The following is a 13182-nucleotide window of genomic DNA, read 5'->3' on the forward strand; positions in this document are numbered from 1 at the left end:
ACGTGAATAGAGGGTTTGGTTACCACGGTCTAAAAGGTAGAATTGGTGTATGGCCGGAGGTTACTGTACTCACGCTAAAACGAACGCCGTTGAATTTAGACGTAAGCGATCCAACATAAGCAATAAAACAGGTCATTTTCTTGAAGATTATTACCTACCTAAACGATGCTGCCCCCAAAATACGCCAAAATTTATCCGTATTTAAAAAACAAAAGTCGTAAGCTAGGATAGCTCCCCCTTACGACTTAGTGTTGTAGTTTATTTAAAGAAATCCTCTTTATTGCTTCATTTCCGTTGCCAGCCACCTAAGCGCTCAGTTAAACATCGAAAAGTACCTTCGTAAGCCACTAATTCGAGTACCGCCAATTACTTCCATCCTACTATACTAACCGTTTCGTCTTGACGTCCCCCTTCCAACTGCCCCCCTCTTTTCGGCATCTATTATAGTGAGATAAAATTTTATCGATCAGACGAACCATAAGCGGTCTGATTTTATGATTCGTTTAACAGCTCTAATTGTAGTGCAGGCAATACACATTACCGGCAAAATCGGCTACATAAATTTCATCTCCAGCGGTCGTCACATCTGCTAATAAAGGAGCCCCAAAATAATACTTATTCAGTAACTGACCCGCCGCATCGAGAAAATAGAGATAACCGTCCGAGGCTCCGAAAATCAAACCTTCATTCCACTGCTGCACCGTAGATTCTACAGTAGACACAAGCTTGTGTTGGTCTGGCGTTGTGTATGAAGAAGTATAAACCATCGCCTCTTGGGTCTTAAAATTCCACACGCGCTCCAGAGACTGTTTATCATACGCCGAAACCCCTTCGGTAGAATTTGGCAAGATCAACATATTTTGCAAAACTGTCGGCGAAGCCATCACCTTAAACTCATGGTTATATTCTTTTTTCCTTAACGTCCTACCGCTTACTGCATCTAGCACCAATAAGCTATTTAAGCCCGGGGCATACACCTCGCTCCCTTCAACCGCAACTCCTCCACTCCGAAAACGTAATCCCTCATCTCCTTTTTTCCACAACAACTTACCTGTTTTTCGGTTATGAGCAAAAAGACTGTTCCAGTTCGCTCCGGTAAACAAAATATTTTCCGTCGCTAGCATTTCCCCAGGCATTGCCTCTCCACCATTCCATTCGGTATTTCGCCAGATTTCCTTTCCAGTGCCGCGATCCAATGCGCTGAGATAATTACCATACCCGGTATAATAGACATTGTCATACAAAACACCACCAGTTACATAACTCGGGAGTCTCCCTCCAGAAATATTTTTTTCCCAGACCACTTCCCCCGTTTGCACATTCAAAGCGTAGACATTCCCAGCAACATCGGTGGCTAGTACGATCCCATCGGCATAGTGTAACTTTTGCTTAACGGAGTTTTCCGTCTTGAAAGACCACAGTCGCTTCCCACTCTTTCTATCCATCGCTACAATAGCTGATCTTTCATTTGCCCCGTCATCAAAAGATGCAGACAACACCTTATCTTCTACAATGAGTGGCTGAACTTTCCAGATATTAGAGCCGATATTATGACTCCACTTTAGTTCAAACCCCTTGCTGTCACGATATACCTCTTGTTTACGTATCTCGTGTTCTCCATTGCCGTACCTGACGTCTATAAGCGCTTCCACCATCCCGTTTGCCCCGGATATCGCGGCCGTGCTCTCCCAGGCCCAGTCCGTTTTGGGTTCCAAGTTCGTCTCAAACAACTTATTACCCTGATTATCGAGCCCCCAAACCTGTACTTTTTTTACTTGACGCTCGCTATCATACACATTTGCCAGAAAACGAACATTCTTTGTTGGCGCAACAGGATGAAGCAAGTGTATCCGGCTTCTTAAATTCGTATAGATAGGTGTGATTTTATTGACACCATTTTTGTTGATTTCGATATGCAGGAACTGACCGGCCGCATGGTCTATCCCGCCTTTGTTGGGCGCATTTGTAGATATAACCGTCACCCCAAGTTTAGGACGTTTGAACACATAGTTATTATGCCAATGACCAAAAAGCCAAGCCTTAAGATTGTACTGCTTGAGGTCTATCTGCTCCTTCTCTCCTTTCAACACGAAATCGGGACCTATACTGAAATCATGGTTTATAAAAATGAGTGGCTTGCTCTTGTCCTTGAGGGCCAGATCCTTCTTTAACCAAGCTATAACCTGATCTTTGGTATAACTAGGAGCAAAATCGCCTCCCCACATCGGGGTAACGACAAAGTAAGCAGGACCGGCTTCAAAAGAATAGTAGGTTGGGCCGAATAAGTCTTCGAACAACTTTTCGCCATACTCACCCTTAACCAAATCATGATTACCAACAGCGTAATAAACTGGTCGTCCCATAAGTTCGCTGTTCACTTGTTGCGCATGAAAACGCATTCCCGGTTCATAGCAAATATCTCCCGTGTGCATAATCAACGGCATATTGTTATTATCGGCATACGCCCTTACATTGTCTATCCACGGTCCGTACAGTGGCGTTTCTGTATCCGTTATCTGTATAAAATCGAGTTTATCGTTATGCTGGGTTTCATCTGGCGTTAAACCAATAGCAAAACTGTTGGCATTCGGATCAATTTTCATGTAAAATTTCGTACTGGCTTTATACCCCGAAGGAACCGTCGCGAAAAGAAAACGAGCTTTAGGATCTGGTGTAATTGCAAAGGTTCCGTTTGCATCAGTCTGAACGACATTATAGCCATCAGAAATACGAATTGATGGCAGTCCCGGTTCTTTTTCCTCATGCTTTTTATTTGCATTACCATCTTGAAAAACGATACCGTGTACAGCCTGAGCTGATAGATTCACGGTGAGAACACTGAATAATATACTGATAAAAATTTTCATTTAGATATAGAAAAATGGGATCGTTTCGTTAATCTGTCTAAGACAATTGCGAAAGACGATCCCTAAAGTACGATTAAAACAACTTATAGACTATTAAGATGACTTGGGTTTTCATTTTTACCTGTTTTACCATCCGTGGGACTGCACTAGATTACTCCCATCCAATACCATTTCACTATTCGCAATTGGATAATAATAATGCTTAGGCTCCTCAAAATTCTTTTTATTGTCCCTGGCAACAGAAAACATGATATGCCCGCTCGTACCATTTTCTAAATAAAAACTTGCATTGTTTCCGTTACTGTCTTTTAAGTAATAGAGTGTCAAACCTTTCTTTACCTCATCAGGTAAGGAAGCTATCGGTCCCACCTCGGAGGAAGAACGCAGAATAGCGATATCAACTTTCCCATCTCCGGTAACATCCATCGCTCCGAGCTGTTTCACATACATCCCTTGTTGTTGATCGGCTAGACGTTCACCGACCTGCCATCTAAATATATCGCCTTGTCTGAAACCTTCAGCAGCGAGCTCAATACGCCTCTCTCTTCGGATTTCTAAAATAGTTCCGATGTTTGTTCCTTTCGCATTTGGGTAATAAGACTGAAGTACAGGATCTACTGCACCTTGAATCTGACCAAGAACCATTTTGGGCATATTGACGCGTTCACGCAGTAAATTGACTGACCGGTCGAGATCCTCCTGTGTATTCAATTGTCCTAACTCGGCCTTCGCCTCGGCAAAAATTAATAGGACCTCTGCATAACGAAATATAAATGCATCCGTATAAGCCGCTTCCCAACTGATCATATCGGCTACTTCTGGATAAAACTTGATCTGGTTATATCCGCCCAATGTAGGCTTCAAACGATGGGGATTTTCAGCGTTAACCGGCTTAAAACCAGGAACCATAAATGTTTGCGACAAACGAGGGTCACGGTTTTCAAAAATGGCATCGATATCTTTGGTTTTATACGCTGCCTGATCGGTAAACCTGCTCCCATCCGCCATGAGATAGGTTTCCATTAAAGATTGACTCAATGCCCACTCGTAGTCCAAAACTGTATGCGCATTACGCCGGGCATTAAGATCCCTGTCGTAATCAATAAAGAAAATTGCCTCCGGATTTGCTTGAAGATTTTCACTAATAAACAACTCACGATACGCTCTAGCCGCACCACCAGTCTTGCTTATGCTGAAACCTCCATTTGTCATAATTTCATCCGATGCCCCTACTGCTTTCTCGAGAAAATCGTTTGCTGTGTTCTCTAGACCAAGGTAATCATGATATTTTCGGTAGGTCCCTTCGTACAATGCAAATCGAGCCAATTGCGCCAATGCTGCCCATTTTGTAACTGTCGATTTATGCCCCTCTGGCTTGATGTTGCTTACAGCAAATTCCAAATCCGCCATAATGGAATCAACGACAAGAGTCCGCGGATCTTGCCGCTTGTGCAGCAATTCAATATCCGAAGTCCCCATCGTTTTGCCATACCAAGGAACATCGCCGTAGGTACGTACTTTGTCAATATAAAATCGGGCACGAAAAAAGCGGGCAATACCAATATAGTGATTGACCTCAGCCGGATCTCCTGTTACTTTATTACAATTCTCCAAAAAGAAATTAATACTCCGAAGTGCTGTCCAGCTCCAAACCGACGCATTTTGCGGCGTTATCCCTCCCCGCATGATTTGGTCGATAGTGCTCCCGGAATTGTGATGGGCAAGATTATCCGACCCCGCATCCAATATTGGGGATGAAAGGGACGAATAGAAGCCATCGCTATATGCTTTCAGGTCTGAGGTCGTGTTGAAAAAACTTTCAACAGAAACCGAAGTCGTCGGAACACGATCCATAAAATCATCGTTACAACCAATCGCTGTTGCCAGCATCACAAAACCAGCTAGACCTTTTGCGATATTCTTTATATATGCTTTCATAAATACTGATATTAGAAGTTTAAATTAAGTCCCATTGAGTAAGTTCGTTGGAACGGATAGGCCGTTCTGTCTCCCACTATCTCCGGATCCAGATACTTCATCAGGCTGCTAAATTCCATTAAGTTTTCACCACTAACAAAAATCCTGATTCTTTCAAGTCCCCAGCGGTTGGTCAACGTGTGCGGTAAACTATATCCAAGGGTAACGTTCTTCACACGTAGGTATCCGGCATTTTGAAGATATTTAGTTTGAGGTGCGGCCAGCTCGATTCCACCCTGTTCTGCCACATACGATTTCGGTCGCGGCAGATACGCATTCGGATTCTCCGCTGTCCAATGGTCCAGGTTAAATTCGGTGAGACTTGCCCAAGGTTGAGCATAAACACCCCAGAAATAGTGATCACCACCGCCCGGATAATAATGGCGTCTTCCGACTCCCTGTAGAAATACTCGAAGGTCTAGGCCATTCCATGATGAACTCAGATCCAAGCCAAAGTTATAACGTTGCCTAGTATTACCAATAATCTTGTAATCACCAGGATTATCCAAAGTATTGTCACCTTTATCCACTTTTCCATCGCCGTTCAAATCGGCAAACTTAAGATCACCGGGTTCTAACGATCTGGTACCAGGATAGGACGTAACAGCGGTTTGATCAGCATGATTTTCGATTTCCTCAGCTGTTTGGAAGAATCCCAATGTGGTTAATCCCCATATATCCCCGATTTCTCCTCCAACATAATAGTCACTGAGGTTGTTCTTCGGGTTATTAAATTTTTCTATAAACGTACGGCTATCTGCAAGATTAAAACGTGCAGAAAATTGCAACGATTTTCCGCCGACATCATAATTGTCATTGTAGCCTAATGTAAGTTCCCAACCTTTGGTGACTAAATCTGCGGCATTTTCAAGCGGCACCGACGTACCAAGGATAACAGGGAGAGTTCTTCCCGCGGTCAACATATCCTTGGTGTAACGCCGATAGATATCTCCACTAAGCGTTAATTTATTCGATAGAAAACCAAGATCCACCCCAAAGTTTGTTGAAGTTATGGTTTCCCAAGTCAACGAAGAGGATACCAAGCCGGGACTTAATACCACCGGAGGACGCTTTCCGTCCAACACGATTCCGCTACTATTTTGCATAGTGGCTATGTAAGGGTAGTAGTTATCCCGTAAATCCTGATTCGCTAGCGAGCCATAGGAAGCGCGTAGCTTTGCGTTACTAAAGATTGGCTGTAACGGCTGAAAAAAGGACTCATTAGACAATACCCAAGCCGCGGAAACCGAAGGATTAAAAGCGAAACGGTCCTGTTTGGGAAAACGAGAAGTACCGTCATAGCGTAGGTTAGATTCCAAAATGTATTTGTCCTTGTAAATATAGTTCAAGCGCGCAAAAGCACCTCGAACAGCCCAATCATAGTTACTCGCTCCTACAGTAGGCGTTTCACCGGTCGCCAGTTCGATCGTCGGTAGTGAACCCGAAATAAGCATATCACGCGAGGCATTAAAGCCTTCATAAATACGTTCTTCCTGGTTGAACCCGAGCATTACTGAGAAATAGTGGTCGTCTAATGTTTCTTTGAATTGTGAATAGATATTATAAACATTATAACGAGTTGAACCGTGGTTATTAGATGCAAAAGAATTGAAACTTTGCATATTAGTTACTCCCGGTCCAGTACTGTATTCCAATGGAAAATCGAAACGATGAGAGTTTTCAGATGTCCGCCGGAAGGTTGCATCAGCATTCAATGTCCAGACATCTTTCAAGATATCGACTTTGGCGCCAAAATTAAGCTGCAAGTCGCCAACTCTTCGGATGCTTCTTCCTCCCTCTGCGACAGCGCCGATCATACTCGCTCCTTCTTGTGTATAGCTGCCATCGGGATTATAAATTGTACTTAAGCTAGCCTGTCTGTTGACATTATGCCAATAAAGGTAACCTTGATCAATAGCTGTTGGTTGATCGTATTTGTCGTTTGTATAAGATGTATTGCTACTGACGGTCAGCCAATCTAACAGCTTATAATCTCCTTTCACTCGAAAATTATAACGGTCATAGGTATCCGGAGAAATGCGTAACATCCCATCTTGACGATAATACTCCCCGGAAATGTAATATGAAGATCGATCTGTTTTTTGAGAAATGTTCAAATTATTGGTGTAGGCCGGTTGCGCGTCCTTATACACCTCTCCAAACCAATCTGTCGATCCTAAATAGATATAGCGGTTCGGGTTTTGAGGATCTACGATAACACGAGGTAGGCTTGGGTCTTCACTAAGTTGCTTCCCGTACTCCAACATCCTTTCATCATAAAGATTGTACCAAGGGGTAGACATCATATTACGGTAGGTCATCACCTTGAAGGGATCATCAACAATATCGACCGTGCGAGTAATTCCTTTAATAGCAAGCATACTATTGGCGGATACCACAATTTTTTCACTCGATCCTGCTTTTGTAGTAACTAAGACCACACCAAATGCCGCCCTACTTCCATAAATCGCCGCGGAGGCAGCATCTTTTAATACGGTAACATTCGCTATATCCATCGGATTCATACGGTTGAGTTCCTCGTTCGTCGCCGGAACTCCATCAATGACAATCAGAGGTCCCCCGCCGGATAGCGACGTAAAGCCCCGAACATTGATCCCAGGCGCACTGTTTGCCCGCCCACTTGTCGGAGTGATATTTAGATTGGCCATCGCCCCTTGTAGTCCCGATCCCACATTGGTAATGGGGCGGTTCTCCAAAAAACGTTGGTCAATATTATCGACAGCACCTGACAGGTTTATTTTCTTTTGTGTTCCGTAACCTATAACGACTGTTTCGTCTAATACATTCGTACTCTGTTTGAGGACAACACGCATATTTTCAGACGCGACGATCTCTTGCGCGTCATATCCCATAAAAGTAAAACGCAAGCTGCCACCTGTCGGAACTTGAATAGAAAAGCGGCCCTCGCTATCTGTTGAAGTCGAAATCGATGTCTGTCCCACAACGTAAACCGACACGCCTGTAAGCGGGCCTGAGTCATCGCTAACTTCCCCGGTTACCGATATCTGCTCTTCAGCAATGGCTACCTCATAGGGTGTAAGCGAAGCGTGCGCCAAATTGTTCGAAAAGGCCAGTGCAGCCAACAACATACCCGACGCTATCTGAACAGAAGGGCGAGCCCCCCTGCCAATAAGAATATTTTTCATGTTTTAGTACTATTGAGTTAATTAAGAAATTATGCTTTTGCTTCCCGATAAGAAAGATGTTATCATCTTCTTTTTGTAGATAAGCGCGTCTATCTCTCCATTTTCACCTCCGGATTTAAGTTTACAATATTGGTCATTACTGTATCATAATAGTTTGTTCCAACAATAATAATGATTTGAATTTTAATTAACAAATACTAAACACAGAATAGACACAACCGACATATCGGATACAAATAAACAAATGATGTTTAGCTTTTGTAAAAAAATAGGATTAATAAATTGTTATTTTTTTCTATCTTGCTCGAGCATGAGCAACTAGAATTGTTTAGTATCAATAAACATAGTGAGGATTAAATAGAAAAATAAAATGAAAACGAGGATCCTATTTTCAATTTTTCTTCTTCTTTTCCTTCTACCGGTACGTAACTTCATGTCGCATGATCCGTAACATTGGGACGAAGTCACCTTAGACCACAACCAACATATCCACCTTACCTTGGCGGGACATACCCATGGCGTGCAGTTTGAAATAGAACTTTTCAGCTTTAAATGGAGCCCCATTCAATATATGTACAAGCAATGGACAGGCCTATATAACAGCGAAGGCAGATATCTTTACGTGAATAGAGGGTTTGGCTATCACGGTCTGAAAGGTCGAATAGGCGTATGGCCGGAGGTTACCGTACTCACCCTAAAGCGAACTCCTTATGGAATTTAAGCTGAAACGATAATCCCAATGTTGTTCAGACACAGTGGGACAATCTGGAGATTTTAACTGTAATAATACCTGTTTTTAAATTTTTCGGGTCATAATATTTGTATCCGCCAACTTGTACAGGTCAATTAATCGCAAGCGGGCATCGTATGACATCAACCCTTACACAACAAATTAATATATCTACCTTTATTTTGATACAATAAATAGCTATATTTACCCTTATTCCTTTACAACAATTTTAGATATTTACCCTTATTACATTACAAAAAGCTTAAAATGGAATTCAAAAGAGCGCTAGAAATACAACTAGAAAAATGGAAAAAAAGTGACGATAGAAAGCCATTGATCATAAGGGGTGCACGTCAGGTCGGCAAAACGACGCTTATTAAAGATTTTGCAAAAAACTATAAGCATGTTATCGTTCTTAATCTGGAGAAACCAAATGATCGCCGTTACTTTGATGATTTCGACGATGTTCAAACGATCATTGAAGCTTTATCGTTAGCAAACGGTATTCCATCTTCAGCGATTAGCGAAACACTTTTATTCATCGACGAAATACAGGAAAGTCCAAAAGCGATCCAATTGCTAAGGTATTTCTACGAAGAAATACCACAACTCCATGTTATCAGCGCAGGATCATTGTTAGAATTTGCCATCCGAAAAGTCCAAAGCTTTCCAGTTGGAAGAGTAGAATTCATGTATCTACATCCACTCAACTTTACCGAATACTTGGAAGCGATAGGAAAGCAAGAATTATTAAAACATTTAATTACAGCCCCTGTAAAACCAATCGCCCATACCCTGCTCATGGAAGCCTTCCACCGTTATGCAATTATCGGAGGAATGCCGGAAGTAGTAAAAAGAGATATCCAAACGAAAAGCCTCGCAGATTTACCTGGGATTTATGAAAGCATATGGGGAACATACAAGAACGATGTTGAGAAGTATACCAGCAGCGACACCGAGAGAAAAGTCATCAAACATTTGATGGATACTTCTCCGTTATTTTTGGATGAACGCGTAAAATTCCAGGGTTTTGGTAATTCAAATTATAAATCAAGGGAAGTTGGCGAAGCATTCAGAACGCTTAACGATGCGAAAATCATACGTTTGATATATCCTACTACAGATCTAACACCGCCGTTGAAGGCCGACCTAAAAAAATCGCCACGCTTACAATTTCTAGACACTGGACTTATAAATTATACATTGGGAATCCAAGCCCAGATGCTGGCTATGAACGATCTTAATAATGCCTACAAAGGAGCGGTTATACCACATCTAGTTATACAAGAGCTTATATCTATCTACAACACAACTGCACCGACGCCAAACTTTTGGGTTAGAGAAAAGGCACAGTCAAGCGCCGAAGTGGACCTACTATATCCTCATCGTGGAATTGTGATTCCAATAGAAATCAAATCCGGGAGTACTGGGAGTTTGAAATCTCTACATCAATTTATCGAGGCATCTGATCATCCTTACGCAATCAGAATGTATGCGGGCAGCTTTAGTATAGAAAGAGCGGTCACGCGTGGGAAAAAACCGTACTTGCTATTGAACCTCCCCTATTATCTAGGTACATCGTTGCCACTTTACGCAGAATGGCTTACCACACAACGGTTGTAAAATCGATATTAGTGTACAGTTGTCTCCTGGAATTTTAACAAAATCATATCTTTTAGTCGGATACCATTTTCATATATAGGATCGGGATAGTTTTCTATAAAAAAATTCGTTATCGTATCATACTTTTCAAAACCATTTCTTTCGTAGAACCTTATCTGATTAATTCCGTTATCCGCTGTTCCCACAGTAATCGTTGAATACGTGTCCTTGCATATTTTTTTAACATAACGAATTATCTCACTTCCAACTCCTTTATTTCGAAACTCGTCAACTACAGCAATATTTTTGATCTCAATCGTCGTCTCATCAACTCTAAGCAAGCAAAATGCGGCTATCATTTTATCATTTTTATTGACTCCATACACGACAGAATCGAAGATATATTTGTTTATCGCGTCAATGGTCTCATCAGCCAGTAATAAAATTTCATATGGAAAATTGCTTTTAATAAGCACAATTTCGAGCTCTTTATTTACGATCATAATCGTTTAGTTTGTTTGTTATATGGATTGAAAAGATATTCCTTCGTTGTATGCTCCTTACTGGAGACAGGGATAAGCCTTAACTATCCCCAGAATTTATTTTGGTCAAAAATATAACACCTATTGATGACTCACAAATCGTTTCTTTAATTAACAAAAATAAATATTGCCATTTTCACTATTGCTGGTACAATGGCTTATTCTACGATTTATTTAATGCTTGAATACCGTGGTTGATGAACTTCATTTAAAATAAAAAACAATAGCAAACCGCCGCACTGAAAGCGAATACACTGACCGTGCTATAGCAATCCTATTATCGCTGCGATGAAAACTTATTCGATCTCAGGCTGATCTGATTTATACAGGAAAAGTAGACCCAACCGATAAAAACCAATTGTAATGGAATCCGGTACCAAAGATAGCTTAACCCTTCCCCATCATAAGTACCCGCTTCCATATTTACATGCTGAATAGCTGAATAAATATTAGACGGAAGGATCAGTACGAAAAATAAAATGACGAACCAGCCGGTAAACTTTTGATATTTTGGCAGGAGCATCCCAATGGCGGCTATAATTTCTATGACTCCTGTTGCATAAACAATTGTCCGTTTGTAAGGTATAAAATCGGGCAACATCATTGTCATACCTTCCGTGTAGAAAAAATGTGCAATCCCAGTGATTACAAGCATTGTCGCCATTGCTATGCGTGCGGAGAGAGCATACTGAAGTCCTTTGTTCATTATCATTAAAATAAACAGGGACATGAAAAATACGATTGGCAAAATGATTTCGGGCATAACGTTTTTTTTACAAAGTTGCTTTGTTAGCCGAAAAGAAACAATGAACAATTGTTAAGAAATTTGACGACGTATTCTGCTCAACGCCTGCGGCGTAATACCAATATAGGACGCAATATACTTCAATGGAATTTGCCTTAGCAGTCGTGGCTGTTCTGTAAACAGTCGTAAATAACGCTTCTCCGCTGTTAATGTCAGCAAGGATAGTTCGCGCTCAATGTTTTCTAGGTATAATTTCTCACTAGCTAGTCGTCCTATCTCGTTTCCTATTTTCGTCTGGCGATAAATTTGTTGTAAGTCTTTATAGGAAATCCGCCAAAGCACAGCTTCAGTTAGCGTCTCAACAACATATTTGCTGGGCTTTTGAGTCAGAAAGGAGTCATAGGCACTGGCGAATTCATCATCAAATGAAAAGGAAAACGTAAAATCGCTTTCCTCTTTGGGAATATAGAACCGCAGAATTCCTTTTTCTATAAAAGAAAGGTAATCTTCAGTCTCGCCAATGTCTAGTAGCTTTTGTTTCTTAGGATATTTTTGACATATCAGTTTGGATGAAAATACACGCCATTCATCGTCTGTAATTGAAATGGATCTTTCAAAGTATTTTCGTATTTGTTCCATCACTCAAGTGTCTTAATATATTTTCAGTTAGCCAAATTTCATCACAACTGGTCAAGAGCAATCTTTCTTTCGCGTCCAGTACTGTAAAATTAGTAAGTAATTTTTATATGTATGCGGGGTACTCGACTTTCGTCGAACACGTACCAATAAAAAGAGCTGCCGTCTTTATTAAGAAACATGCTACTTAATTGGAGCGAAGCAAACTTTCTTAATAAATAACAATGCATCAATGCGAAATATTAAAAAAACAAGATTTTCCTGTGTTCTCGATTTGTCACTCAAAAGTTTTAGACCCCTAAAAAACTGGGGGAAGTTTCACTTTTTGACCAGCTTCTATTTACCGCATCAGATATTTGCATTAAAAAATAATCGACCCTTCCGATTTGGCACCAACAGATTTTATACACCGCCAGACAAAATCAAAAATATTATAAATAGTAAATTCTACGATTTACAGCGATATCCTTATCTTTAAAGCACAATGATACGTGTGACCTGCGCCATATTAAAACACAATAACAAAGTGCTAATTTGCCAGCGTTCCTCCTCGATGAAACTCCCTTTGAAATGGGAATTCCCCGGAGGAAAGATCGAGGCGGATGAGTCAAAAAAAGACTGCCTAAAAAGGGAAATATTTGAAGAGCTGGGAACAAATATCCGCATCGGTGAAGAACTGACGATGGTAGAATACCACTACCCTGATTTTTCCGTTCGCCTCTACCCTTTTATTTGTTCTATCGAATCCGGGACAGTTCAACCGGTAGAGCATGCGCAAATTCGCTGGGTATCTCCCGGTGAACTGATGAATTATGACTGGGCAGACGCCGACATACCGATCGTCAAAGAATATCTGAAGCTACACCCCTTGAAATATACTTAATCGCATAATCTTTTTCCCAGAACGTAAACGAAG

9 protein-coding genes are annotated in these 13182 nt (G+C 41.2%); 3 read left to right on the forward strand and 6 right to left on the reverse strand.

From position 1 onward, the window contains the following. Window positions 1–512 precede the first annotated feature (512 nt). From HP439_RS06690 to HP439_RS06700, 3 genes are all read right to left on the reverse strand, one after another. On the reverse strand, window positions 513–2867 hold the full coding sequence (locus HP439_RS06690) for an outer membrane protein assembly factor BamB family protein (RefSeq protein WP_172389569.1): 2355 nt from the start codon (window positions 2865–2867) through the stop codon (window positions 513–515). 126 nt (window positions 2868–2993) lie between these two features. Continuing rightward, complete coding sequence (locus tag HP439_RS06695) at window positions 2994–4805, reverse strand: RagB/SusD family nutrient uptake outer membrane protein (RefSeq protein ID WP_172389570.1); 1812 nt, start codon at window positions 4803–4805, stop codon at window positions 2994–2996. Window positions 4806–4816: 11 nt separating this feature from the next. Next, window positions 4817–8011: a SusC/RagA family TonB-linked outer membrane protein gene (locus HP439_RS06700; protein ID WP_172389571.1), complete on the reverse strand. Its 3195-nt coding sequence runs from the start codon at window positions 8009–8011 to the stop codon at window positions 4817–4819. Between the two features lie 499 nt (window positions 8012–8510). Here HP439_RS06700 and HP439_RS06705 point away from each other — a divergent pair, with 499 nt between their 5' ends. Together HP439_RS06705 and HP439_RS06710 are read left to right on the forward strand one after the other, a co-directional pair. Beyond that, complete coding sequence (locus HP439_RS06705; protein ID WP_246229293.1) at window positions 8511–8732, forward strand: metallophosphoesterase family protein; 222 nt, start codon at window positions 8511–8513, stop codon at window positions 8730–8732. A 276-nt stretch (window positions 8733–9008) separates the two neighbouring features. After that, a complete protein-coding gene (locus HP439_RS06710) occupies window positions 9009–10364 on the forward strand; it encodes an ATP-binding protein (protein WP_172389572.1) in 1356 nt (451 codons plus the stop codon). A gap of 8 nt (window positions 10365–10372) precedes the next feature. Here HP439_RS06710 and HP439_RS06715 read toward each other — a convergent pair whose 3' ends face one another. From HP439_RS06715 to HP439_RS06725, 3 genes are all read right to left on the reverse strand, one after another. Next, on the reverse strand, window positions 10373–10846 hold the full coding sequence (locus HP439_RS06715; protein ID WP_172389573.1) for a GNAT family N-acetyltransferase: 474 nt from the start codon (window positions 10844–10846) through the stop codon (window positions 10373–10375). A 316-nt stretch (window positions 10847–11162) separates the two neighbouring features. After that, window positions 11163–11648, reverse strand: coding sequence for a DoxX family protein (locus tag HP439_RS06720; RefSeq protein ID WP_172389574.1), 486 nt, complete (start codon window positions 11646–11648; stop codon window positions 11163–11165). Between the two features lie 54 nt (window positions 11649–11702). Beyond that, entirely contained in the window at window positions 11703–12269 is a 567-nt protein-coding gene (locus HP439_RS06725; protein ID WP_172389575.1) for a Crp/Fnr family transcriptional regulator, read from the reverse strand. Window positions 12270–12750: 481 nt separating this feature from the next. On the opposite strand from HP439_RS06725, the gene HP439_RS06730 reads away from it, so the two are divergent. Next, entirely contained in the window at window positions 12751–13149 is a 399-nt protein-coding gene (locus tag HP439_RS06730) for a (deoxy)nucleoside triphosphate pyrophosphohydrolase (protein ID WP_172389576.1), read from the forward strand. Window positions 13150–13182 lie beyond the last annotated feature (33 nt).

Origin of the sequence: Sphingobacterium shayense (assembly GCF_013179575.1) — a bacterium.
Taxonomy (GTDB): domain Bacteria; phylum Bacteroidota; class Bacteroidia; order Sphingobacteriales; family Sphingobacteriaceae; genus Sphingobacterium; species Sphingobacterium shayense.